The sequence below is a fragment of the Actinoplanes couchii genome (assembly GCF_016862075.1).
Classification (GTDB): Bacteria; Actinomycetota; Actinomycetes; order Mycobacteriales; family Micromonosporaceae; genus Actinoplanes; species Actinoplanes couchii.
In genome coordinates this window covers 96,468-122,601 of record NZ_BOMG01000008.1, presented here as the reverse complement: position 1 = coordinate 122,601, position 26,134 = coordinate 96,468, and the positions used below count along the sequence as shown (strand labels likewise).

Sequence of the window (26,134 nt, the reverse complement as noted above, 5' to 3'; positions counted from 1 at the left end):
CCCTGCTCCCCTCGCGCCCTGCTCCCCTCGCGCCCTGCTCCCCTCGCGCCCTGCTCCCCTCGCGCCCTGCTCCCCTCGCGCCCTCGCCTGCGGGCTCGGGCGCGGAACGCCGCGAGCCGGGCGGTTGGTGGCCGCCCGGCTCGTTTCTGAACTTCCTCGGAACTACTGGGGTCGGCGGGACGGCAGGCCGCTCGGGGCGTCGGACGGGTCCGCCGCCATCTCCGGGGCTGCCGGCGCCGGGCGGTTCGCGGTGAAACCCGCACGGGACGGGAGACCGGACGGCTCGTGCTCCTCCGACTGCGCGGCGGCCGGGGCGTGGTGTTCCACCTGCCAGCCCGGAGCGTCGTAGCCGGCCGCCGGATTCGGTTCGCCGTGGGCGGCCTGCCAGGTCGGTGCGGTGTACCCGGCAGGTGTCACCGGTGTGGCATAGCCCGGGCGGTCGTATCCGGCGTGCTGGCCCATGTCGGGCGCCTGCAGTGACGGGCGGCCCGTGGGCTGTCCGAAAGTGTTCAGTTGGCTCGTGGTGTCGTACCCGGAAATCGAATGTGGCCCCTGATAGCCGGACGGCGAAGCCGGGGCGTTGTGGTCACCCGCACCGACCGGCTTGTCGTAACCGGCCGGCGCACCCGGTCCGATGTAGTCGGAGAGCGGTTCGGCTCCGCCGAGCCCGACCGGTGAACCGGGGGCACCGTAGCCGGGCGCACCGTAACCGGGGGCACCGTAGCCCGGCGCTGTCCCGAGACCGCCGAGGCCTGCCGGACCGCTGAAACCGGCCGATGCGCCCGATGCGCCCAGACCCGACGGTGAGCCCGGCATGTTGAGACCCGACGCGTCGTCGGCCTGGTGCTGCGGCATGTCGGTACCGGCCGGCCGGGCATGCTGCCCCAGGTCCGGCGGTTGCAACGGCGGGCGGCCACCCGGCTGGGCGGTACCGAACGCGGGCGCTTCGGCCCGGCCGACCCCCGGAGCCGGGCGGAACTCCGGCGGGGTCAGCTGGTTCTGCTGTCCCGGCGCGGCACCCTGCCCCATCGCGGTGCCCTGTCCCATCGCGGCGCCCTGCCCTATCCCGGCACTCTGCCCCGGCGCGGTGCCCTGTCCCAGCGCAGCTCCCTGCCCAAACGCAGCACCTTGTCCCAGCGCGGCGTTCTGACCCAGCGCAGCACCCTGCCCGAACGCAGCACCCTGCCCGAATGGGGTGCCCTGACCGAACGCGGCACCTTGTCCCATCGCGTCAGCGGCCGAGCCGGACGGTGGGTTGAAGGCCGGGGACTGATCCGGCTGTAGCCCGGTCGTCGTGGGCACGGTCGCCGGGACAGCCGAGAACATGCCGGTTGCCGACGGCGATCCGCCTGCCATCGGTGTCTGGTGACCGGTCGGGGCCGCCGTCTGCTGATCACCCGGGAGGCCACCCATGGCGGCTGCCTGCTGACCGCCTGGGTATCCGCTGGTCGCTGCCGTGGGTGAACCGGGTGCATGGCCTCCAGCCGGTGGCGCGGACGGATCCGTCGCGAACGTTCCGGCTGAGGCGTGCGACGGACCCGCCGGGAAACCGCCGTTGCCGGTCGGTGGCTGGGGTGTCGCGAAGCCACTACCGGAAGCCACGGGCGAACCGAACCCACCGGCAGCGTCGGACGGTGCGCCCGCCGGGAAACCGCCCGGAGCCGAATATGCCGGGTTCGAGGGAAAACCACCACCGAGAGCTGAAAACGAGCCACCCACCTGCGCCGGACGTGCCGAGCGGGTGAAACGTGGTGCGTCCAGAGGGCTGTTCTGCTGGCTGTAGGAGGGAGGCCGCCGCATCATCTGCTCCGCCTCTCCGGTGGGAGCAAAGACCGCGCCGGGATGACCACCGCCGGGGTGACCACCGAAGCCAGCCGCGGCCGGGCCGTTGCCCGCCGCACCAGCACCAGCACCAGCACCAGCACCAGCACCAGCACCAGCAAGACTCTGCCCGAGGTCACCCTGACCACCGGCGCCGAATCCGGCGCTACCTTCCGCAGCGGTCCCTGACGTGGCGGCGTTCTGCCCACCTGCACCGAGCCCGGCTATCTCAGGCCCGCCCAGACCGGGGCCAGCCAACCCAGACCCGCCCAACCCGGCCCCAGCCATTCCCGGGCCGATCCCAGGACCGGACATCCCAGGACCAGGCAAACCCGACTCTGTTGTCGGCCCTGCCGTTCCCAGCCCTGCTGTTGCTAGACCTGCTGCTCCCAGGCCTGTCATTCCCGAGACTGATGCCTGTCCGGACAAGCCCAACCCGGATCCCGGGCCTGCGGCTCCGGGGCCGGTGACTCCCGGGCCGGTGACTCCGGGGCCGGTGACTTCCAGGCCTGTCGGGCCGTGTCCGGCTGCACCCAGGCCCGAGGCTGCGTAACCGGAAGTTCCTCCCGGGCCCGCGATGCCCCTTCCGGTCAAACCTGAGGCGCTGCCATCGTGATCACCCGCACCCGCAATGCCCAGGCCGGTTGGGGCCAAGCCAGCAGCACCAAGGCCAGCGATGCCCGGCCCCGCGGCGCTGTGACCGGCGACACCGGAGCCTCCGGCATGGAGACCAGCGATGCCGGAATCGGTAGTTCCATGGCCGGGAATACCGGAGCCTTCAGCGCCTGGGCCAGCAAAGCCGGGAGCAGTTGGCGCGGGGCCGGCAAGGCCGGGAGCAGTAGTCGTGGAGGCGGCAAAGCCGGGAGCAGTAGTCGTAGGGGCGGCAAAGCCGGGAACAGTGTTGCCTGGGATGGCAGCCTCGTGGGTGGTGCCGCCTGTCCAACCTGCGTTGCTCTGGCCTGGGGTTTCCTGGGCGTTGTTCCAAGGGCCGGCGTTCCAGGAACCGGTGCTCTCGGGGCTGAATGCGCCGTGGCTGGGCTCGTTCGTGCCGTTGCCTGCGGCGAACGTTCCCGCGTCGGAACCCGCGCCGAAGCCCGGGCCAGTGTTTCCGAGGCCGGTGGGGATGCCGGAGGCGATGGCTGAGTCATCGGATCCGGGAGCGGTGGTTCCCAGGCCGAACGTCCCAGCGGCCACGGTTCCCAAGCCGCTACCGGGCTGGGTGGCGCTACCGGGCTGGGTGGCGCTGCCGGACTGGGTGGCGCTGCCGGGCTGGGTGGCGCTGCCGACATTCAGGGGCTCGATACCGAAGCGATTCGGGCCGGCCTGGTTCTGGAAGAGGGAACCGGGGATCGAGGACTCCGGGTCGAACCCCAGCGCTGATGCGGTACCGCTCGATGTGGGGTTACCGCCGAAAGCTGGCAGTCCGCTACTCGACGGCCCTGAACCTTCAGGTGGCAGGCCTTTCGAGGAAGCGTCGCCGTAGGAACTCTGGAAGGTTCCTCCATGAAGGCTTCGAGACGCGTCCCCATAGTTCTGAGAAGCATCTCCATAGCTTTGGGGAGCCTCGCCATAGGGGGGAGCCTCGCCATAGGAGCCGGCTGATCCGGGCGAGACCGGCGAGACGGGCGACGAGAGGCCGCTGGGGTGCGATATGCCCGAACTTGCGTTCGGGAAGCCGCGCTTGCCGAACACCCCACCGGGAGCGGCGCCCTCGGCGGCGGGAACCTCCGGGCCCGGCTGTCCCAGACCAAGCTGCCCGAGACCGGATTGCCCGAGACCGGACAGCCCCAGGCCGGACTGGCCAAACTGTCCCAGCCCGGTTTGGCCTAGGCCTGTCTGTCCCAGGCTTGTCTGGCCTACACCTGTCTGGCCCACGCCTGTCTGGCCTAGGCCTGCCTGTCCTAGGCCTGTCTGCCCCAAAGCTGGTTGTCCTAGGCCTGGCTGTCCTAGACCTGGGTGTTCGGAATCGGGCTGGCTGAGGCTCTGCTGAGGGTCGATGTCCGAGAACGATCGGGTTTGCGTTGATGTCCAGGAGGGTGCCGAGGGTGCCTCGGTGGAGCCTGCTGGATCTTGGAGGCCGTGGGTGGGTTCGTTGGGTGCCGTGTCGTTCGGGAAAGGGGTCAGCGGGGGTCTTCCGCTTGCCGAGATGGCCGAACTGATGCCGGTACCAGGGCCAACGCCTGCATCGAAGCCAGGATCGCCGGTGCTGGGACCGCTGATCCCAGGACTGGTGCCGGCGTCGAAAGACGGGGCGGAATCCGGATTGCCGGCACTGAGGCCGCTCAGACCGGCGCTGAAACCACTCGAACCGGCGCTCAAGCCGCTCGAACTGGCGCTGAGGCCGCTGGGGCTGGCACTGAGGCTGCTTGGAGCGGTGCTGAGGCCGCTGGGGCTGCTCGGAGCGGTGCTGAGGCCGCTGGGGCTAGGACTGAGACTGGGGTCGCCATCTTGGGTGGGGGTAGGGGTGCTCAGGTTCAGGGATGCCAGGCCTGCTGCTCCGAAGCTTGGGGGTGGGGGGCTGGTTCGGCCGGAGGAGGAGAAACCTGGGCCGGACAGACCGTGGGAAGCCAGGCCGTGAGAGGCGGCGCTGTGACTGGTGTGGCCTCCGAACGCGCTGTGGCTTCCGGGTGTCTGGTGAGTGCCGTGGATTCCATAGGTGGAGTGGCTTCCAGAAGCGGAGTGAGTTCCGGACGCAGCGTGGGATCCGGATGTGGAGTAAGTCTCGACCTCCGGATGGGTTCCGGCCGCCGCATGGGTTCCGGCCGTCGAGTGAGATCCGGCCGCCGGGTGAGTTTCGGCCGATAACTGGGATCCGGCCGCCGAGTGAGTTTCGGCCGGTAACTGGGATCCGGCCGGTGAGTGGGTTTCGGGAGTCGCGTGGCCTCCCGGGGTGGTGTGGCCCGCTAGCGCTGCATGGGGGTCGGTGCTGGTGGGGGCGTCGGGAGCGGCGTGGCTGCCCGGGGTGGGCTGGTCTTCGTAGGACGAGTGGGATGACGAATAGGGCGAAGAGGACGAGGACGACGAGTAGGTGTGGCTGGGCGTAGTGGTGTGGGCGTCGTCGGCTTCGGGGGCCTGGAAGTTGTGTTCCTCCGATTTGGCCGGCCGGTTGGGGTCTTCGGAGCCTGCGGGGTCTTCGTTGGTCAGCCATGCAGGGCGGTAACCGGGGGCCGGGCTTGGGCCTCGGACTGCCGTTGTGGACCAGGAAGCAGGTTGGTCATCGAGGGGGTTCAGGGTGGGCGGTTCAGGGTGTGAGGGCTGCTGGGCCGCGGGTTCGATGGGGGGCCACGGGCGTAGTTGGGTGCTTGCCGCCGGAGTGCCGCTGGTCGATGGAATCTCGCCGAGAGCCATTGGGCCCGCGATGGACAGGTCCGACTCCGATGAAGGCTGGATGGGACGGTCCGACTCCGATGAAGGCTGGGCGGGACGGTCCGACGCTGATGAAGGCTGGGCGGGGTGGGCCGCGGCAGGTGAGTGGGCGGGCTTCGGGGCTGACGGCTGCGGGTCTGTGAGGGCTGGGGCTGTGGCAGAAGACGTCAGGAGGGCCAGGCCCGGGGAGGACGTGGTGGGGGTGGGTGGCTCCGGCGTGGACGAAGCCGAGGGCTGAGACGACGCCGAGGGCTGGAGGGACGGCGGCGGTGACTGTGGGAAGGACACACCCGTCGGGAAGGACACGCCTGGTGACTGCTGGGCTGACTGGGACACGGTGGAGGGCAGGGACAGGCCTGAGCTGGATGAACCCGTGGTGGAGGAACCCGGGATTGATGAACCCAGCGGGGTCGAACCTGCGGCCGGTAGTGGCGTGCCGGGGGGCTGTTGCAGGTCCGGGAGTGCGGGCCAGGTTCCGGGAGTGCGGTTCGCGGGTGGGGTCTCCCGGTCCGGGGACGGGATGCCGGCCGACGGGACACCAGCGGGAGCAGGACCGGCGGGGGCGATGCCGACAGAGACGGGGCCGGCGAAGGCAGGGGCGGGTCCAGGGCCTGGGAGGACAGGGGCCGAGCCAGCGGAGGTGGGGCCGGCGGACGGGGCGTTCTCGGGGGTGGTGGAGCGGGATGGGCGGAACGGGGCGGACGGTGTGGGAGCCGTGGGGGCGGTGAGCTGGTCCGCCGTACCGGCAAGGGGGTGGTCTTCGAGGTTTTTGGGGTCGCCGGGGCGGAAGAAAGGGGCGCTCGCCGGTGGGAGGGGGGCGGGCACCACGGCGGGGCCCTGGACTATCGGGGTCGCCGTGCCGCCGTGTCTGGGGGGTTCCGGGTCGCCATGGGTGGCTCCCGGGCCGGGACGGACCTCCGACATGCCGGGGAATCCCAGGGCGGCGAACGTTGCCAGGTCGTTCGGGGCGTCGGGCTCGGGGTGGGCGGGGGCGATGGATGACTGCAGGTCGGCCAGGGAGGCGTAGGACGGCAGGCCCAGGAACGGGTCGGTGGTGGCGCCGGGCTGTGGTGACGAGAAGGCCGGGGACGTGAAAGCCGCAGGCGGTGGGGTCGCCGGTGCGGAATACGGAGCCGACGGCGGGGACGGTGGTGAGGAGAAGGCCGGGGACAGCGGCAGGATCTCGGGTGGCACGGAGGGTGGCACGAAAGAAGACGCGGAGGACGACGTGGGATACGGGGTTGCGGGTGGCATCAGCGTGCCGGGCTCGTCGGTGGGCGGGCTCCATGCGGGGCGGGTCGCGGCCACCAGGCCGGACTCCTCGGCGAGGCCGGCGGCCGCCAGGACCTGAGCGGCGGCCTGGCCGGTACGGCAGGGCAGGGTCTCGCCGCAGACCGGGCATTCGGTGTGGCCGTCGTGCGGGCCGAGTGCGCCGCCGTGCGCCTCGACCATCTTGGTCGCGGTCCGCGCCAGCACGCTCTCCGGCTTGACGTAGGTCGATGCCACCGGTCTCGCACCCCCATTCCCGGCCTGTCCACGCGCCGGGACGGCATGACGGCCCGGGTGATTCGTCCCGGCTCCGCTTCAGTTCACCCCTTAGAGGGCCCCCTTAGGGTGGATTTCCGCATATCGGTGTAGATCGGCGTGCAATCAGGGCGATCTTCCGGCAGTGGGAGGAGACAGGCGGTATGCAATGAGTGGAAATTCACTCACGGTGTTGAGGCGCGTTCTCTCCGTAGCATTGAAGAACATCCAAGGAGGCGACCCCCGATGGACGACACCGAGCTGCACCGCGAGCGGATCCTCCGGCACGTCAGTCCGATCATCACCGGCCGTTTTGTCGGCTTCCAGACGTCGTACACCCGCGAGGTGCGCATCGGCCGGCCGGTGGCGATCGTCGTCTTCCTGACGGCCGGGATCGCCCAACTGCTGGCCTCACTGTTCCGGATGAAACCGGCCCGGCGCTCGCTGAAGGAGCTGCGCAAGGGCCCGGAGTTCCTGGTGACGCCGGTGCGGCTGCGGGACGACCTGGGGCAGACGTACGAGATCGAGATGCACGGACAGCTCCCGCAGTCGGCGCTGCACCGGGGCGATCTGGTGCAGGTGCGCACCCAGCCGCAGTCCGATCCGCAGCTGCCGGTCCGGCTGATGCAGGTGGTGAACCTGACCACGATGCAGCCGCTGACCCCGCGGATCCCCACCCAGTGGTCGCACATGGGCCCGGTGATGTTGATGCAGGCCGCGGTCGGCGTGCTGTTCGCCGGAGCGGTGCTCGCACTGTGGCTGCGGTGACACCGGGATGATTCTGACGCCACGTGGGTAGAAAAGCCCGCCATGAAAGATCCATTGCCAGCCAGGCGCGAATGGGCGGTCGGCCTGAGGCGTACCGCCATTGACAGCGGTCATCATATGGCCGGGGGGATGACGGCTACGGCGCCGTGCGATCTCCTCCGTCTCTGACGGCTCGGAAGGTGGTGCGCGGTGGGCGAGAAAGTCGACCAGACCAATTTCACCCGTGAGGACCGGACCCGCTACCGGCAGAAGATCCGACGAAGTCTCGACGTGTTCGCGACGATGCTGCGCGAGGCACGCTTCGAGTTCGAACGGCCTCTGACCGGCATGGAGATCGAGCTCAACCTGATCGACGATCAGGTGGACCCGGCGATGCGTAACGCCGAGGTGCTGGGCGCGATCGCCGATCCCGACTTCCAGACGGAGCTGGGCCAGTTCAACATCGAGATCAACCTGCCACCGAGGAGGCTGGCCGGGGACGATTTCGCGGAGCTGGAGCGTGGCCTGCGGTCCAGCCTGAACCAGGCGGAGCGGCGTGCCCGGGCGGCCGGGGCGCACATGGTGACGATCGGCATCCTGCCGACGCTGCGGCGTGAGCACCTCACCGGCGAGGCGCTCACCGCGAACCCGCGGTACCAGCTCCTCAACGAGCAGATCTTCGCGGCCCGCGGCGAGGACCTGGACATCCGGATCGACGGGGTGGACCGGCTCGCGGTCACCACCGACACCATCGCCCCGGAGGCGGCCTGCACCAGCACCCAGTTCCACCTGCAGGTGAGCCCGGCGCAGTTCGCGTCGTACTGGAACGCCTCGCAGATCACCGCCGGCATCCAGGTGGCCCTGGGCGCCAACTCGCCGCTGCTGTTCGGCCGGGAGTTGTGGCGGGAGACCCGGATCCCGTTGTTCGAGCAGGCCACCGACACCCGGTCGGAGGAGATCCGGGCCCAGGGCGTACGGCCGCGGGTGTGGTTCGGGGAACGCTGGATCACCAGCGTCTTCGACCTGTTCGAGGAGAACGTGCGCTACTTCCCGGCACTGCTGCCGATCTGCGACATCCAGGATCCGGCGGAGATCCTGGAACGCGGGGAGATCCCGGAGCTCAGTGAGCTGCGGCTGCACAACGGGACGGTCTACCGGTGGAACCGGCCGATCTACGCGGTCGTCAACGGCCGCCCGCACCTGCGGGTGGAGAACCGGGTGATGCCGGCCGGGCCGACGGTCGCGGACACCATCGCCAACGCGGCGTTCTACTACGGCCTGGTCCGTACGCTCGCCGAGGCCGACCGCCCGCTCTGGACGCAGATGAGTTTCCGGGCCGCCGAGGAGAACTTCCACAACTGCGCCCGGCACGGCATCGACGCCACGGTGTTCTGGCCGGGGCACGGCACCCTGCCGGTGACCGAGCTGGTGCTGCGCAGCCTGTTGCCGCAGGCCGCCGCGGGACTGGACCTGTGGGGTGTCAACCCGGCGCAGCGGGACCGGCTGCTCGGCATCATCGAGCAGCGCTGCCTGCGGCACCGCAACGGCGCGTCCTGGCAGGTGGAGACGCTGCACGCGCTGGAGGCACAGGGTCAGGACCGGGAGCGGGCGCTGCACGAGATGCTGCGCCGCTACCTGCCGCTGATGCACGACAACATCCCTGTGCACGAGTGGCCGGCCGCCGCCAAGGCCTGAACCGTGCGCGAGCGGCCGACCGCGGACAAAGCGGCCGAGGCCTGAAGCCTCACGCCCGGTGCCGCCCCGCGCGGTGCCGGGCCGGAGCGGGTACCGGGGCGTTCTCGCGGACCACCGCGATGATGCCCACCCCGCCGGCCATCAGCATGGCGGAGAGCAGCACCAGCCCGGTGACCTGCGCCCCGGTGGTGGGCAGGTCACCGTCGCCGCCGTCGTCACCACCGCCGTTGTCCCCGTCACCGCTGTCGTCGCCGTCGTCACCGCCGTTGTCGCCGTCCCCATCACCGTCGCCGTCCCCGTCGTTGGAGGTGCCGGAGACCATCAGTGGGACACGCACCGAGTTGTCCTGGATGAACCCGTCGACGTCGGTGGTGCTGACCGTGACCGCCATCTGCCGCAGCCCGTTCTGGGCTCCGGCGCCGACCTTCAGCGTGATCGACACGTCGCTGATCGAGTCGGCCGACGCGTCCGGGGCGCCGCAGACCACCGCGTTGGCGGCCAGCGTGGTGTCGGCCTTGCAGCTGGCCTTCACCACGTCCGCCACCGCGGCGGCGGCCCGCACCCCCTGGGCGCTGACCCCGGTGCTCAGCGAGACCCCGGCGACCGTGACACCGACCGGCGGGACGATGCTCAGCGCCACCTGGGCGGCGGTCCTGCTGCCCCGGTTGGTGTACGGCAGGGTCACCACCACGTTCCCGCCGGCCGGCGCCGTGACGGTGCCGCCCGCGTAACTGATCTCCAGGTCGACGTCGTGCCGGCCGACGGTCAGGTCGGGCAGGGCCAGGTCACCCGTACCGCCGCAGATGGTGTCGGTCTCCGGGCCCAGGCACCCTCCGGTGAGCACACCGCCCTCGGTGACCGACGCCCCCACGACGGCGGGCAGGTCCAGGGTGACCGCGTCACCGGCGGGCACCGGCACCTCGCACGTCACGATCCGGGCGCTGTCGCCCGCCGCACACTCCGAGGGCAGGGTGCCGTGGGTGAGCCCGGTGGGCAGGACCACGGTCATCCGGTACGGGTCGGCGGCCTCGGTCCCCGCGTTGCTCAGGGTGATCGGCAGGGTGGCGGTCTGCCCGCGGGCCGGTGTCTCCGGGGACCAGGCGCCGGTCGTGACGGTCACGTCCGGGCCGGTGCCGGTGGTGCCGGTGCTGACCAGTTTCGCGGTCACGGTGAGGATGTCGTCCTCGGTCGCCGGGTCGGCCAGGGTGATGCCGGTGGCCTGCCAGTCGGCGTCGCCGGAGACCGTGACCCCGAGTTTCAGGACCCGTTCCACCCCGGCGGTCAGGTCGATGCCGGTGCAGGTGACCGCGTCGGCGCCGACGTCGCAGGTGGCGCCGTCGAGGGTGGCGCTGTCCACGGTGACGCCCGCCGGGCGGCCGGCCAGCGGGACGGTCAGCGTCAGGCCGGTGAAGTCGCCGGTGGCGGAGAAGGTGACGGCGGCGGTGCCGGAGCCGCCGGGCGGGACGACCGCCCCGGTGACCCCGACGGTGCCGCTGTCGCGCAGTGAGACCTGCGGCTCGGCGACGACGGTGATCGGGTCGATCGCGGTGTCCCCGGCGCCGCCGCACCCGGTGTCGCCGTCGGTGGAGACGCAGCCGCCGTCGAGTTTCTGCCCGTCGGTGGCGCCGGCGCCCACGGTCAGCGGCACCTCCCAGCTGAGGCTGGTGTCCGGTTCGAGGCCGGCGGTGCAGGTGAGCAGCTCGGCGCCGTCGGCCTTGCAGTCGCGGGCGGCGTTGCCGGCCAGGGTGCCGAAGGTGGTGCCGGACGGGGCCACCACCGCGACCGTGGCGCCGGTGGCGCTGGACGGGCCCTGGTTGGCGCCGGTGACGGTGAGGGTGCGGGTCGCGCCGGGCGCGGCGGTGCCTCCGGCACCGAGGACCGACCAGACCACCTTGGCGGTACGGGTACCGGCCTCGATTAGCCGGGCCACGCCGGTGAGCGACTCGGTGCCGAGACCGAAGGTCACGCCGGCCGGGGCCCAGGACGCGCCGGTCTCGACACCCGGGGCCAGCTGGACGGTGATCGACATCGCGGTGTTCGTGCCGGAGGCCAGGGCGACGCCGGTGCACTGGATCCGGACGGCGTCGCGGTCGCAGGCCGAGCCGTCCGGGCCGCTCGCCCCGGTGACGGTGAACCCGGTGGGCAGGCCGGTCAGCGGCACCGTGAGGGCGGCGCCGGTGACCGGCATGAGGCTGGTGATCCGGACCGTGCCGGTGCCGGAGCCGCCCGGTACCACGGTGGCCGGGCCGCCGGTGATCTGCAGCCGGTCGGCGAGCGGCTGGCGCAGCTGGATCGGCGGGATCGCCACGTCGGCGGCGGTGCAGGCGCCGCTGCGGTCGGTGTCGGCGCAGCCGCCGGTCAGCGGGGTACCCACGTCGGCGGCGCCGCTGACGGTGATCGGCAGCGGGAACCGGGTCCGGGCGTTGCCGCTGACGTCGACCGAGCAGTCCACCCGGAGCCCGGACTGGGACATCGCGCAGGTGGCGCCGGTGGCGGCGGCCGGGGCCCGGAACGTGGTGCCGGCCGGGGCGAAGAACGTGTACGGCAGTCCCCGGGCCGCCGAGCTGCCGGTGTTGGTGACGGTGGCGGTCAGGTCCGCGGCGTCGCCGGGCCGCAGGGTCTGTGCGGCCGGCACCTCGACGGCGACGCCGAGCGTGGTGTCGGCGGCGCCGACGGTGGCCGCGAGCAGGGTCCGGGCGGCGTTCTGCGCGCCTTCCACCACCGAGACGGTCGGGATCCAGGTGGTGCCGGGTTCGGCGGTGTCGCGCAGCACGGCGTTGAGGGTGATCTCCAGGGTGCCTCCGGCCGAGACGTCGAGCCCGAGGCAGGTGACCGCGGTGACGCCGACGACGCAGATCCGGCCGCCGGCCTGGGCCCGGACGATGGACATGCCGACCGGCAGCGAGGTCAGCGGGATGGTCACGCCGAGGCCGGTGCGGGCCCGGCTGGCGGCGATCCGGACGGTCAGCGTCCCGGTACGGCCCGGCTTGATCTCCGGCGGGTCGAGCGCCGAGATGGTCAGGGCCTGGGACAGCGCCGGGGTGAGGGTGACCGGCGGCAGCGGGGTGGTGCCGGCGCCGCAGGCGCTGCTGCGGCCGTCGACCAGGCAGCCGCCGGTGACCGCGGTGTTCGGGTCGGCGTTGGCCGGGATGCGGACCGGCAGTTCCCAGGTGAGCGCGGGCGCGTTGACCGCCAGGGTGGCCCGGCAGTCGAGCGCTCCGGTGCCGACCGCGGCGCAGCCGGCCGGGACCGGGGTGCCGAACGTGGTGCCGGCCGGGGCGTTGACCCGGACCAGGCGGTTGACGGCGTCGGACGGGCCGGTGTTGGTGATCACGGCCCGGAACGCCGCGGTGGTGCCCGGGGTGACGGTGACCGGCGGCAGGGACGGCGCGAACTTGAGACCGGGCACGGCCGGGCCGGTGCGCAGCAGGGTGCCGGTGAACTCGGCGACGTCACCGGCGGAGCTGGTCAGGGTGACCGGGGCCGCCGGGGTGAGCGCCCAGCCGATGCCCTCGGCCGCCGACGGGAGCGGCTTGACCTTGACGGTGACCAGGTCGGTGGTGGCCTGCGGCAGGTTGACGCCGGTGCAGACGATGGCGCCGGTCAGGGTGCAGACCGAGCCGTCCGGGCCCTTCGCGTCGACCACCTTGATCTCCGGCGGCAGGGCGGTCAGCGGGATCTCCACGGACATCCCGTTCAGGGCCCGGTCGGTGGTCGCCCGCAGCACGGTGGAACCGATGTCGCCCGGCGTGACGGCGCTGCCCGGGGCCACTCCGAGGCGGGCCTGGGCGCTGAACGGTTTGCCCAGGGTGAACGAGGCGAGGGCGGTGTCCCGGGAGTCGCCGCAGGTGCCGTTGCGGTCGCCGTCCAGGCAGCCGCCGCTGATCACCGCGCCGGGCAGGGTGGGCGCCGGCACGTGCAGCGGCAGCCGGAGCCGCCGGGTCTCGGCGCTCAGGTCGGCGGTGCAGGTGACCAGGGTCGACGACGCCTTGTCGCAGTAGGTGGCGGCCGGGTCGATCAAGTCGCCGAAGGTGGTGCCGTCCGGGGCCTTCACCCAGGCGGTGGCGCCGGGCAGCACGGACGGGCCCGGGTTGGTCATCACCAGCCGCAGCACGGTGTCGGCGCCGGGCAGCACGGTGCCGTCGGCCGGCGGGAGCACGCTGACGTCCAGGCCGCTGCCGGTGTCCGCGGCGCCGACGGTCGCGGCGAGCCGCTGCAGCAGGGCGGTCTCCGGGACGGTGCCGCCGGTGCTGACCCGGACCACCGGGCGCCAGGTGTCACCAGGCTTGGCGTCCGGGGTGGCGTCGACGGTCAGGTTCAGGGTGGAGCTGCCGCCGCCGGTGATGCCGACACCGGTGCAGGTGACCGTGTCGGTGGTGATGTCGCACGGGTTGCCGCCGATGCCGGCCGCGCTGATCGACAGACCGGCCGGGCGGTTGTCGGTGCCGACGGTGACGGTCAGATCGTTGCGGGCCGCCGTGGCGTCCAGCCGGATGGTGGCGGTGTCACTGAGGCCGGGGGTCACGGTCGCCGGCACGCCGCCGGCCGCGGTGATCACCGACGCGAGGGGGGTACGCAGGGAGAACGAACCGTAGTTCACGTCGCACCCGCCGCCGCCGAGGATCACGCAGCCGCCGGAGACGGTGCCGGACAGCTGCGGCGGGACGGCCAGCGGCAGGTCCAGGGTGGTGGACCGGCCGGCGTCCACGGTGACGGCGCATCCGGTGGCCACGGCGGTCAGTTTCAGGCACCCGTCCGGCAGGGGTGTGGTGAAGGCGGTGCCGGTGGGGGCGGTCAGCACGATCGGGACCGCGGTGGCCGTACCGGAGCCGGTGTTGTCGATCGTGGCCTTGATCGCCGTGACGGCGCCGGGCAGGACCGAGTCGTCGGCCGGCAGCGTCACCGCGGCGCCCAGCGTGTAGAGCGGGCTGCTGGTGCGGGCCAGGATGCCGCCGCCGGTGACGGTCTCGCCGGCGTCCCGGGTCACGGTGATGCCGGTGGCGTTCCAGACCGCGTCGGCACCCGGGGCCACCGTGATCGGCAGTGCGAGGGTGGCGGTGCCGGCTCCGGCGTACGTGGTGGTGCAGGTGATCGCGGCAGCCGTGGTGGCGCAGTTGCCGTTCGGGGCGATGGTCTCGCCGAGGATCGTCATGGCAGCCGGTTTGGTGTCCAGCGGAACCGTCACGGTCACCGGGTTCCCGGGTGCGCCGGGCGCGTCGACCAGGACCTTCGCGAGGCCCGCGGTGCCGGCCGGGATGACCGGGGTGTCCAGCTTGATCGAGGCCAGCCGGTCGAACGGGGTGGCCACCGACACCGGGCCGAGCAGGGTGTCCGGCGGGTCCAGGCAGACGCTGTCGTTGTTCAGGTCGACGCAGCCGCCGGTGAGGGTGGAGCCGGGGACGGCGCTGTCAGCGATCTTCAGGGTGAGCGGGAGCACCGGGTCGGGGCCGAGGGCCGGCACGTTCAGCGTGCAGGACAGCTTGTCGGTGTTGACCACGAAGGCGCAGCCGGGCGGCGGGGCGGTGAAGACGGCGCCGACCGGCGGGATCACGCCGAGGCTGATGCCCGTCGCGTCCGAGGTGCCGGAGTTGCCGATGGTGACGCCGAGGCTGCCGGTCCTCCCCGGTTCGACGGCGACGGCGGGCAGGGTGATCACCGGGTCGATGTCGATGTCGGCGGGGCCGATGACGGCCAGTTTGCGGTCCAGGGTGAGCAGGCCGTCGCCGTTGCCGACGGAGATCCCCGGTGCGGTCCAGACCGTGCCGGGCACCGCCGCCGGGCCGGCGTCCAGGTGGACGCCGACCTGCACCGGGACACCCGGGTTGACGGTGATCCCGGTGCACGCCGCGGCCGGGCAGGTGGTGCCGTTCACGTCCAGGTGGTCGATGGTGAGGCCGGCCGGCAGCCCGAGCGCCGGGACGCTGACCGCGACGTCGTTCAGGATGCCTTTGTCGGCGTTGAGCGCGACGGTGGCGATGCCGTCGGTGCCCGGCACGATGGTGGCCGGGGTGGTGTTCAGCGAGAGGGTGCGGGCGAACGGGACGGTCAGGTCGATGGCCGGGACGGTCTGGTCCTTGGCGCCGCAGCCGGGCACGCCGTCCAGGTCGACGCAGCCGCCGGTGAGCGCGGTGAACGGGTCGGCGAGCGCGGGCACCTTGACGCCGAGGCTGATCGGGCCGGTGTCGGCGCCGTCGGCGAGCGGGATCGCGCAGGTGGCGAGCAGTCCGGCGACCGACAGCGCGCAGCCGCTGGGCGGGGTGGCGGTCAGGTCGATCTTGGTGCCGAGCGGGGCGCTGACGGTGAAGACGGCCGGGCGGGCGTCGGACGGGCCGTTGTTGGTGACGGTGACGGCGAGCGGGGCGGTGCCGCCGGCCGGGACGCTGCCGGCCGCGGGCACCGAGACGACGGCGCTCAGGTCGCTGCGGGGCAGGCCCACCAGGGCCAGGTCACCGGCGTCGACGGCGATCTCGCCACCGCCGGTCACCAGGATCGGCGCGGCGGTCCAGATCCCCGGTGTGCCGCTGGGCGAGGACGCCACCTGCAGGTTCACCACGGCCGGGGTGCCGGCGGTGACGCTGAGGCCGGTGCACCGGACCGGTTCGGTGTTGGTGTCGCAGGTCCCGCCGCCGACCGGGGTGGCGGCGATCAGGTTCGCCCCGGTGGGCAGCAGCCCGGCGGTCGGGACGGTGACGCTCAGGTTGTTCTCGGTGCCGGTGGAGGTCACCTTGAGGACGGCGTTCGCGTCCTCGCCGGGCACCAGCTTGGCCGGGGTGGTGACGACGTCGATCCGCTGCTGCATCGGGGTGCCGACGTTGATGCCCGGGATGATCCGGTCGGCGGAGTTGCAGACGCTGTTGCCGTCCAGGTCGACGCAGCCGCCGGTGAGGGCCCGGCCGGACAGCACGTCGGTGCCGATGCCGACCTGGGCGCCGATGGTCACCGGGGCGCCGCCGGCGGGCAGGCTGACCTTGCAGTCGATCCGGGTGCCGAGCAGGGCGAGGCCGCAGTCCGGGGCGGCGGTGCCGGTCACCGCGCTGAGCAGGGTGCCGGCCGGGGCGATCACGCTGACCGGGACGGCGACGGCGTCGGACGGGCCGGCCGTGTTGGTGAGGCTGACCGCGAGGGTGCCGCCGCCACCGGGCAGCGGGCTGACGCCGGAGAGGTTGACGGTGGCGTCCAGGCCGGGCTGGGCTGCGGCGATCCGGGCCAGCTGCGGGACCAGGGTGATCTGGTCGGCGCCGAGCGACACGGTCACCGGGTTCGGGGTCCAGGTGCCGCCGGGGGTGGCGTTGGCGGCGGCCTTCAGTGCCACGTCGACGTCGAGGGTGGCGCCGTCCGCCACGGCCAGGCCGGTGCACGTCCAGACGGCGGAGTTGTCCCGGGCGCAGGTGCCGCCGGAGGGGCTGGACACGCCGGTGACGGTCAGCCCGGTGGGCAGGCCCGCCTCGGGGACGCTGACCGACAGCCCGGCCAGGTCGCCGTGCAGGGCCTTGACGTGCACGGTGGCGGTGCCGGTCCGGCCGGGCACGACGTCGGCGCGGTCGGTGGTGGCCGCCACCCGGGACGAGAACGGCGCCTTCAGCGCGAAGTCCGGGAACGGGCGGTCGCCGGAGCCGCCGCAGCCGGGGATCCCGTCGACGTCGACGCAGCCGCCGGTGACCGGGGTCCACGGGTCGGTGTTGGCGGCCACCGTGATCGGCAGGCTGAGCGGGCCGGTCGAGGCGTTGCGGGCCATCGACGCGACGGTGCAGGTGAGCACGTTGTCCAGCAGGAGCCGCAGGCAGCCCGCGGGCAGTCCGGTGGCGGCGAAGGCGGTCCCGTTCGGCGCCAGGATCCGGAAGATCGCCGGCGCCGCGGTGGACGGGCCGTTGTTGGTGACCGTCGCGCCGAGGGTGGTGGCGGCGCCGGGCAGCACGGTGTTGTCGGCGGGGACGGTGGCGGTGGCGGCGAGGGTGTAGTTGACGGTGCCGGTGGCGGCGAGCGGCCCGGTGAGGCTCGTCGACTCGGTGCCGCTGCCGACGGTGATCCCGGCCGGGATCCAGGCGGCCGGTGGCAGCACACCCTGGTCGACGGCGACCTTGACCGCGACGTCCTTGCCGGTGAGCGCGGTCAGGTCGACGCCGGTGCAGGTGACGGCGGTGGCGCCGACCGTGCAGGGGGTGCCGCCGGCGGTCGCGGACACCACGCTGAAGCCGCTGGGCAGGGCCGGCCCGGCCGGGATGGTGACGGTCAGGTTGCTCTCGTTCTGCAGTGATCGCAGGGTCAGCTTGCCGGTGCCGTCCTGACCGGGAGTGATCACCGCCGGGGCGAACGTGCCGGTGACCCGGACCAGGAACGGGGTGCGCAGCGTGATCGGGGGCAGCACCGGTTCGCCGGTCTGGCAGACGGCGTCGCCGTCCAGGCTGACGCAGCCGCCGGTGAGCGCCCGGGTGGGATCGGCGAGCGGGTTCACCGTCACCGGCACCGCGACGGTCAGTGCCGGCGCGGCCGCCGGGAGGTTGGCGGAGCAGGCCAGCTCGGTCCGGGTGAGGCTGCTGGTGCAGGTGGCGCCGGTCGCGGTGCCCAGGGTGGTGCCGGTCGGGGCGACCACGGTGAAGGTGGCCGGAGTGGCGTCCGACGGGCCGGAGTTCTCGATCTTCGTGGTGATGGTGGTGGTCTGCCCGGGGCTGACCGTGCCGGCCAGCGGCCCGGTGGCGGTGACCCCCAGGTTGAACTTGGGCGCCGGGGTGACGATCGAGCCGGTGGTGGTGCCGGTGGAACCCCCGGCGGTGGCGGTGATCGGCGCGACCGAGGTGGCGACCCACGGGGTGGTGACCGCCGGGGCCAGGGTGACCGGCACCGCCACGTTCACCGACTGCCCGGCCGGGACGGTGACGCCGGTGCAGGTCACGCCGGTGAGGCCGGTGGCGCAGGTGCCGCCGCCGGTGGTGGTGACCGGGGCGGAGACGGTGATGCCGGCCGGGGCCGCCGGGATGGTGATGGTGGTCGGGGAGGCGGCCAGCGAACCGGCGTTGGTGACCTTCACGGTGGCGGTGCCGGCCGACCCGCCGGGGATGGCGGTGGCCGGGACGACGGTGACCCCGCCGGACAGGTTCACCTCGGCGGCGCCGACCGTGATCAGGCGGCCGGCGCCGGTGACCGTGGTGCCGTTCATCAGGGCGGTCACCCCGGCCAGGTCCCAGGTGGTGCCGACCGGGGTGGTGACGGTGGCCGCCGTGTTGATCTTCACGGTGGCCTCGGCGCCGGCCGTGATCGGCACGGCGGTGCAGGTGATCGTGGCGGTGGTGACCGTGCACGGGGTGCCGTCCACGTCGGCCGAGGCGACCGTGACGCCGGTGGGCCGGTTCCCGATCGGGACGGTGATCGTGGCGGCGGCGTCCGACGGGCCCGGGTTGGTGACCTTGACGGTTCCGGTGGCGGTCCGGCCGGCCGCCAGGGTGACCTGGTTGACCGTGACGGTGCCGCCGGTGCTGGCCGGGACCTGCGGGTTCACCAGGGTGCCGTTGGCGGTCTGGGTCTTCGTCCGGTCGGCCTGCACGACCGGGGTGCTGGCCGCGCTGATCAGCTTGCCGGTGGAGGTGGCCCACGCGGGCGTGCCGGCGCCGGCCGACGACTTCAGGGTCACCGGCAGCGACACCTTGGCGTTGCCCCGGCCGGGAACTGTCACGCCGGTGCAGATCACGTAGTCCGGGTCGGTCGTCGAGCAGGTTCCGCCGCCGGTGGTGACGGGCGGGCCCAGGACGTACTGGGAACCGGGCTTGGGGATCTTGATCGTGGTGTTCTGCGCGCCGACGTCACCGCTGTTGGTGGCGGTCACGACCGGGGTGCCGGACTGGCCCGGGGCGAGCGCGACCGGGGTGACGGTCGGCTGGTCCAGGACGATCGTGCCGGAGCAGACCGACTCGGCGACCACGACCGAGCCGTTGGCGACGGTGCTGAGGATCCCGGCGCCGCCGAGCAGCGACACGTCGACGGCGCGGACCGTGTACTTGTAGACCCCGTTGGCGTCCCAGTCGGCCGTGCGGTGGTCGATGTAGACGCTGGCCAGGTTGCCGACCGGCAGCTTCAGGTTGACGTCCGGGTTGGCGATGGTCTGCCCGGCCACCTTCAGGTCGGCGATCTCGGTGGTCGTGGTGATACCGGAGCTCGCCATCACGCAGACCGTCCGGACCGCGCCGACCCCGATGCCGGTCGCGCCCAGGACCGACGCCCCGGCCACGCTCGACTCGGCGCGCCCGCTGGAGCCGGTGCCCGGCCCGGCGGTCGAGGTGACCACGCCGCTGCTCAGGATCGACTGGCCGAGCAGTTTCAGGCCCGGGTTCGCCAGCGTGGACGAGGAGGCGGCGCCGCCCTCGGTCCAGCTGCGTTCCGGGCTGGGCACCGCCACGGTCAGCGGCAGCACCCCGCTGAGCAGGTTGACCTCGGCGCGGATGCCCTGCGCCGTGGATTTCAGCACACCCGCCATCGCGGCCTCGGGCCGGGCGCACAGGGTGAGCACCAGCACCACGACTACCAGAATGGAGACTCTCCGACCCGATCGCACGGACGTATTGTCAGAAGACACGCCGCACGATCGGATGATTTTTAGGTAAATGTCGTGATTGATACCCGGGCGCTGTATAAGGCGACCGTCACTCCCCCGGCGGCCCGTTTGGGCAGGATCAACTCGGCGCCCGGACCGGCCGCCAGCAGGGCCGCGGCCTCCGCCACGCTCGGGGTGCCGACCGCGACCCCCGCGGCCCGGCCCGGGTTCGGGACCGGACAGGCGGCCAGCTCGTGCGCGGGGAATCCGGCCAGCCGCCAGCCGTGGCGCGCCGCCAAATCCCGCACCCGCGGTTCGGCCGCCCGGCGGTCCAGGGTCGCCAGCACCGCGACGTCACCCGGAGTCAGGCCCGCCACCGCCAGAGCCGCCCGGACCGGGGCTTCGAGATCGACACCGCTGCGGGCCCCGAGACCGAGAACGATCACCCGGCCGCCAGCTTCGGACTTCTCAGCCATCACCCGGCCGCCGGCCTCGGACTTCGCAGCGGTCACCCGGCCGCTGCGGTGACCAGCGAGCGGGCCAGCGCCGGTGTGCCCGCCCAGTGCAGGTGCAGGTAGGACGCGTGCAGCCGGGGCGACGCGAAACCCTCCGGATCGGCGCCCCGCCACGCCCACGCCGCGCCACCCGCCGGGGACAGCAGCAGGCCCGACCGCGGATGCACCACGGTGCGGTGGAACTCGTGCCCGGTCACCCGGGTGCCCGCCGGGCCCAGTGGGCTGTCCGACAACGCCACCGCGTCCCGGTACCCCAGCGTCAGCGACGGCGACATCACCGCCTCCGCCTCCAGGACCCCGCACATCGGCGCGCCGTCCAGCGACTCGCACAGCCACAGCAGGCCGGCGCACTCGGCGGCGATCACCCCGTCGAAGGCCTTGACCGCGGCGCGCAGCGGCTCGTTGGCGGACAGGGCGCTCGCGTACACCTCCGGGAAACCGCCGCCCACCACGATCGCCTTGGTGCCAACCGGCAGTTTCTCGTCGTGCAGCGGGTCGAACGACACCACCGTCGCACCCGCCCCGGACAGCAGTTCGGTGGTCTCGGCGTACGAGAAGGAGAAAGCCGGACCACCGGCAACCGCGACCACCGGACCGTTTTTGATCGGCTCTGCCGCGGCCGGGCTCCACGCCTGGTGCGGCAACGGCGCCGCCGACCGGGCCACCGCCGCCACCGCGTCCAGGTCCACCGACGCGGCGATCAGATCGGCCATCGCCTCCACCGACGCGAGGGCCTCCGCGCGCCGTTCCGCGGCCGGGATCAGCCCCAGATGCCGCGACGGCGCCGCCACCGCGTCGGCCCGCCGCAACGCGCCCAGCACCGGGGTGCCGACCTCCTCGCAGGCGTCCCGCAGAATCTGCTCGTGCCGCTCCGAACCCACCCGGTTCAGGATCACACCGGCCAGCCGCACCGACCCGAAACTGCGGAACCCGTGCACCACCGCCGCGATCGACCGCCCCTGCGCGGCCGCGTCCACCACCATGATCACCGGGGCGTCGAGCAGGCTCGCGACCTGCGCCGTCGAACCCTGGTCCCCAGAGCCGGTCCGCCCGTCGTAGAGCCCCATCACCCCCTCGACGATCGCCAGGTCAGCACCCTGCGAGCCGTGCGCGAACAGCGGCCCGATCAGGTCTTCCCCGACCATGACGGGGTCCAGGTTGCGCCCCGGTCGCGAAGCGGCGAGCGCGTGATAACCCGGATCGATGTAGTCCGGCCCCACCTTGAACGGCGCCACCCGCAGCCCGCGCCGGGCGAACGCCGCCAGCAGCCCGGTCGCCACCGTGGTCTTCCCGTGCCCACTGGCCGGCGCGGCGATGACAACCCGATTCACCATTCGATCCCCTGCTGACCTTTCCGCCCCGCGTCCATCGGATGCTTGATCTTCGTCATCTCGGTGACCAGATCCGCCGCCGCGATCAGATCAGCATGCGCATCCCGACCGGTGATCACCACATGCTGGGTGCCCGGCCGGTTCTGCAACGTCTCCACCACATCGGCGACATCCACCCACCCCCATTTCATCGGGTAGGTGAACTCGTCCAGAACATAGAACTTGTGCGTTTCCGCCGCCAGATCCCGCTTGATCTGCGCCCACCCCTCAGCGGCCTCCGCGGCATGATCCCGCTCGCTGCCGGCCCGCTGGATCCAGGACCAGCCCTCACCCATCTTGTGCCAGGTCACCGGGGTCGGACCGTGCTCACCGAGCGCCTTCAGCGCGGTCTCCTCCCCCACCTTCCACTTCTCCGACTTCACGAACTGAAAAACACCCACCGGCCAGCCCGCGCTCCAGGCCCGCAACGCCATTCCGAAAGCCGCCGTCGACTTCCCTTTACCCGGCCCGGTGTGCACCGCGAAAACCGCTTGCCGCCGCCGCTGACGCGTCGTCAGACCATCATTCGGAACGCTTGTCACTTTCCCTTGCGGCACAATCCAACCCCTTTTCTGATACGCCTTTCAGGTCCCGCCGGAACCACCCTGTCCCGCCCCCTACGCCCCACGAACTCAGCGCGGCTCCCGCCACGCACTCCCCGGCCCCACTCACCGGCTACCCCAGCCGCCCGCGCATCCCGGCCACCGCCCACGCGCCGCTGCACCCCGGCCGACAACCACACACCCGAGCCCATCACTACGCCCAAGCCGACCCGGTCCGGACCGGCCCTGGCCTTGGGCTGCCCTGGGTCCATGCGGTCCTGGGATCGGACGGTCCTGGGTCCATGCGATCCTGGGATCGGGCGGGCCTGGCCGAGCCTGGGCCTGGCCGAGCCTGGGCCTGGCCGAGCCTGGGCCTGGCCGAGCCTGGGCCTGGCCGTTGGCCGGCACCGGCTCGGCCTCGGTGGTCACTCATGTGGACTGGTCACCCATGCCGCGGATATTCGGGCCGTGGACTTTCGGGCCGTAGGCCTTCGGGCCGCGTGGTCGGAGGGCTGCCGGGACAGAGCGGAAATTGTCGGTTCCGGGATGTCACCGGATCATGCGGCGCGGCGGTAGGCACGATCGGGGGTGGACCCCGGGGCCGTGCCGGGCACCGTGCTGGAACCCCGGGCCGTATCGGAACCTCGGGCCGTGCTGGAACCCCTGGCCGCGCTGGAACCCCGGGCCGCGCTGGAGCCCGGGGCCGTGCCGGGGGTCGCGGTGGGCGACGCGGGGCGGGTTCGGACGGTGGCGGCTTCCAGCTGGTCGAGGGGCATCACCTCGGCGTTCAAGGCGGCGGCCAGGCGGCGGGCCAGGCCCAGGCGGATCGGGCCGGATTCGCAGTCGACGACCACGCTCGATACCCCGGACAGGGCTGGGACCAGGCGCAACGGGTCGGGGCCGCTGGTCGCGCGGCCGTCGGTGACCAGGACCAGCAGTGGGCGGCGGCGGGGGTCGCGGCGGCGTTCGGTGGCGATCGTCCGAGCCGCCGCCTGGAGACCGGCCGCCAGCGGGGTGCGGCCTCCGGTACGCAGCGCGGCCAGCTTCTGGACCCCGACCTCGTGGCTGGAGGTGGGCGGCAGCACCACGTCGGCGTCACTCCCCCGGAACGTGATCATGCCGATCCGGTCCCGCCGCTGGTAGGCGTCCCGCAGCAGGGACAGCACCGCCGTCTTGACCAGGGTCATCCGTTTCCGCGCGGCCATCGACCCGGAGGCGTCCACCACGAAGAGCACAAGGTTCGCCTCCCGCCCCACATGGACCGACTCCCGAACATCCCGCGGCAGCACCCGCACCATGGCTCCGGCCATCCCGGCGCCGCTCGCAAGCCCGGCACCCTCGCCATGGGTAAGGGACAGGCCGGCGGAGGAAGGATCGCCGGCGCCGAGAGCGGCGCGGTCCAGAGCGGCGCGGTCCAAGGCTGCCTGGTTCACCGCGGCATGGTTCACGGCAACGCGGTCCAGAGCGGCGCGGTCCAGGGCCGCTCGGAGGGTGGCGAACAGGTGCGGGGCGCCGGCCAGTTTACCCTGTGGGAGGCGACTTCCGACGACACGGCCCCGGCGGGCGAAGGCCGGGGAACGACGGCCGGTGTGGCCGCCTTCGCCGCGGGCCGCGATGCGGAGCGTGCGGGTGCGGTAGGCGGCTCCGGCGGAGGCCATCGCACCACGGGCAGGCTGGGACTCGCCCGTGGACTCGGCCGGGGACGACGATTCGGTGGAAGGCGGGGCGGGATCCGTACCCGCGGAGGGGTTGGGGGAACCGGCCGGGCCGCCGCTGTCGCGCTGACCGTCACCACCGCCGGGACCGCCACCGTCCGGACCACCTCCGGAAGGCCCACCTCCGGAGGGACCGCCGTCGGAAGGACCGCTGTCGGAAGGGCCACCACCGGAAGGACCACCGTCGCCGTCGGGATCGTCGTCCGGGTTCCGGTCCTCCTCGGCCTGGCGGTCCTCCTCGGCCTGGCGTTCGGCTTCGGCCAGGGCCTCGTCGAGTTTCTCCTCGTCGGTGCCGGGCGGGTCGAGCGGGTCGGTGCGGCGGCGGTGCGGCAGGGCCAGACGGGCCGCGTCGCGGACGTCGTCGGCGGTGACGCGGTCGCGGCCGTGCCAGGCGGCCATCGCGACGGCGCAGCGGGCCACCACGATGTCGGCGCGCATGCCGTCGACACCGTAGGCGAGGCAGACCCGGGCGATCCGGTCGAGTTCGGAGTCGGGCAGAGCCACCGCCGGGAGCTGGGCGCGGGCGGCGGCGATGCGGGCCGCGTACTCCTGCTCGTCGGCGCCGAACCGGGCCGCGAAACCGTCGGGGTCGGCCTCGTACGCGAGCCGCCGCCGGACCACCTCGGCGCGCTGCCGGGCGTCGCGGGGCGCGGCCACGTTGACGACCAGGCCGAACCGGTCGACGAGCTGCGGCCGGGGTTCGCCCTCTTCCGGGTTCATGGTGCCGACCAGCAGGAACCGGGCGGCGTGTTTGACCGAGACCCCGTCGCGCTCGACGTGGGCGCGGCCCATCGCGGCGGCGTCCAGGAGCAGGTCGACGAGGTGGTCCGGCAGTAGGTTGACCTCGTCGACGTAGAGGACCCCGCGGTGGGCGGCGGCGAGCAGACCCGGCTCGTACGCCTTGACCCCGTCGCTGAGGGCGCGCTGTAGGTCGAGGGTGCCGACGACCCGGTCCTCGGTGGCCCCGACGGGAAGCTCGACAAGGCTGGCGGGCCGGGAGACCGACGGAGCGGTGGAAACCACGGGTGCGGTGGAGACTGACGGCGCGGTGGAGACCAAGGGTGCGGCAGGGACCGGGGACTCGGCGGGAGCGTGCGGGCCGTCCGGGCAACCGGGGTCGGGGGCCGCTGGATCGCAGGCGAACCGGCAGCCGCGCACCACGTCGACGTGCGGGAGGAGACCGGCGAGGGCCCGGACCACGGTGCTCTTGGCGGTGCCCTTCTCCCCCCGGACCAGGACGCCGCCGACCGCCGGGGAGACCGAGGTCAACAGCAGGGCCAAACGGAGATCGTCGAGGCCCACCACGGCCGAGAACGGGTACGGAGTCGTCACCAGGATCCCTTCCGGCGGGTGTCCACGCCCGCGCGTCGGTTGTCACGAGCGGCCGGAGTCTCCTGGCTTCCGGACCCCCGCAGGGCCCGGTCACAGTGGCGGGACCGTCCCGGATTCACACCGGGTTCCTCCGCGACCGCTCGCCGCCACTCTTCCCGACCTCCCAGTCGCACGTCAACGCGGGGTCCGTCACGGCAGGATGCGCCCGGCGACGGACCGGGCGACGGCTTCGGTCTGGTCCAGGGTGAGTGGCGCCCCGTCCGGGTCGAGCGGTTTGTTCAGCGCGAACCGGTTGCTCACCTCCACCGCCAGCACCCGCTTGTCGGGGAGTTCGACCGAGGCGCGGTGCCGGTTCGCACCGGTGCTCACCGCCTTCGTCCGCCGGCCGTCCGGGAGCGTCCCGACGGCGCAGACCGGCTGGTTCGCGGCACAGGTGAAGTAGTTCGCCCAGTATTCCGCCATCGACGAGGCGTCCTCGCACTGGACGACCGCGCCCGGGGTGCACGGGGTGGGTGAGGAGATGAGGAACCGGAGCATGCCGCGCCGGTCGCCGGTCTCGACGCCCTGGCTGCCGCTGTAGACCTGCTGCGCGACGTCGGCAGCGGCCTTTCCGTTGATCATGGGCGGCTCCCCGTCGGCGGCGGTGTGCTTGAACAGCCGCCGCCAGCGGGCGTCCGGTGCGGTGGCCCGGAGCGCCTCGTCGAGGGCCTGTTCCAGCCGCCGGGCGGTCTGTTCGACCGACGCGTCGGTGTCCGAGACGAGGCGGAAGCCGCCGGCCACCGCGGCCGGAGGGGACGGGGAGGTGGCGGGATTCTGGACGACCAGGCCGGCGACCACCCCGACGGCGGCGAGCCCGGCGGCGATCCCGGTGAGCCGCAGGCCGAACCGGCGGCGCCTCTCCCGCCCGACGATGCCGGCGACGTCGACGGTGCTGGGTGGGGCGTCCTCGACGAGTTCGTCGAAAAGCTGCTTGTTCATCGATTCC

The 26,134-nt window shown here is 72.9% G+C and carries 12 protein-coding genes and 1 riboswitch; of the genes, 5 read left to right on the top strand and 7 right to left on the bottom strand.

Translation table 11 applies throughout. The annotated features are described in order from the left end of the window. Positions 1-162 precede the first annotated feature (162 nt). Positions 163-855 (bottom strand): hypothetical protein, encoded by a 693-nt coding sequence (locus Aco03nite_RS02540; protein WP_203792926.1) that lies wholly within the window; start codon positions 853-855, stop codon positions 163-165. On the opposite strand from Aco03nite_RS02540, the gene Aco03nite_RS02535 reads away from it, so the two are divergent. From Aco03nite_RS02535 to Aco03nite_RS02515, 5 genes are all read left to right on the top strand, one after another. Then, positions 844-1,284 (top strand): hypothetical protein, encoded by a 441-nt coding sequence (locus Aco03nite_RS02535; RefSeq protein WP_203792925.1) that lies wholly within the window; start codon positions 844-846, stop codon positions 1,282-1,284. The genes Aco03nite_RS02540 and Aco03nite_RS02535 overlap by 12 nt on opposite strands. Before the next feature lie 558 nt (positions 1,285-1,842). Then, positions 1,843-2,010, top strand: a complete 168-nt coding sequence (locus tag Aco03nite_RS02530; protein WP_203792924.1) for a hypothetical protein — start codon at positions 1,843-1,845, stop codon at positions 2,008-2,010. A 4,228-nt stretch (positions 2,011-6,238) separates the two neighbouring features. Next, the gene (locus Aco03nite_RS02525) at positions 6,239-6,538 is read left to right on the top strand and encodes a hypothetical protein (protein WP_203792923.1); all 300 of its coding nucleotides are present in this window, start codon (positions 6,239-6,241) and stop codon (positions 6,536-6,538) included. 419 nt (positions 6,539-6,957) lie between these two features. Beyond that, entirely contained in the window at positions 6,958-7,479 is a 522-nt protein-coding gene (locus tag Aco03nite_RS02520; RefSeq protein ID WP_203792922.1) for a hypothetical protein, read from the top strand. A gap of 189 nt (positions 7,480-7,668) precedes the next feature. Beyond that, complete coding sequence (locus Aco03nite_RS02515) at positions 7,669-9,153, top strand: glutamate-cysteine ligase family protein (protein ID WP_203792921.1); 1,485 nt, start codon at positions 7,669-7,671, stop codon at positions 9,151-9,153. A 49-nt stretch (positions 9,154-9,202) separates the two neighbouring features. Here the strand turns inward: Aco03nite_RS02515 and Aco03nite_RS02510 are convergent, their stop codons facing one another. The 6 genes from Aco03nite_RS02510 to Aco03nite_RS02485 form a co-directional block, all read right to left on the bottom strand. Then, entirely contained in the window at positions 9,203-19,660 is a 10,458-nt protein-coding gene (locus Aco03nite_RS02510) for a hypothetical protein (RefSeq protein ID WP_203792920.1), read from the bottom strand. A 77-nt stretch (positions 19,661-19,737) separates the two neighbouring features. Next, positions 19,738-20,187, bottom strand: a complete 450-nt coding sequence (locus Aco03nite_RS02505) for a cobalamin biosynthesis protein (RefSeq protein ID WP_203792919.1) — start codon at positions 20,185-20,187, stop codon at positions 19,738-19,740. Beyond that, positions 20,184-21,524, bottom strand: a complete 1,341-nt coding sequence (locus tag Aco03nite_RS02500; protein ID WP_203792918.1) for a cobyrinic acid a,c-diamide synthase CobB — start codon at positions 21,522-21,524, stop codon at positions 20,184-20,186. Before Aco03nite_RS02500 ends, Aco03nite_RS02505 begins: the two co-directional genes overlap by 4 nt. After that, on the bottom strand, positions 21,518-22,117 hold the full coding sequence (gene cobO / locus Aco03nite_RS02495) for a cob(I)yrinic acid a,c-diamide adenosyltransferase (protein WP_203792917.1): 600 nt from the start codon (positions 22,115-22,117) through the stop codon (positions 21,518-21,520). Before cobO ends, Aco03nite_RS02500 begins: the two co-directional genes overlap by 7 nt. 542 nt (positions 22,118-22,659) lie before the next feature. After that, on the bottom strand, positions 22,660-25,149 hold the full coding sequence (locus Aco03nite_RS02490; protein ID WP_203792916.1) for a VWA domain-containing protein: 2,490 nt from the start codon (positions 25,147-25,149) through the stop codon (positions 22,660-22,662). A gap of 55 nt (positions 25,150-25,204) precedes the next feature. Beyond that, positions 25,205-25,280: riboswitch (cobalamin riboswitch) on the bottom strand. 58 nt (positions 25,281-25,338) lie between these two features. Further along, complete coding sequence (locus Aco03nite_RS02485) at positions 25,339-26,127, bottom strand: hypothetical protein (protein WP_203792915.1); 789 nt, start codon at positions 26,125-26,127, stop codon at positions 25,339-25,341. Between the last annotated feature and the right edge of the window lie 7 nt (positions 26,128-26,134).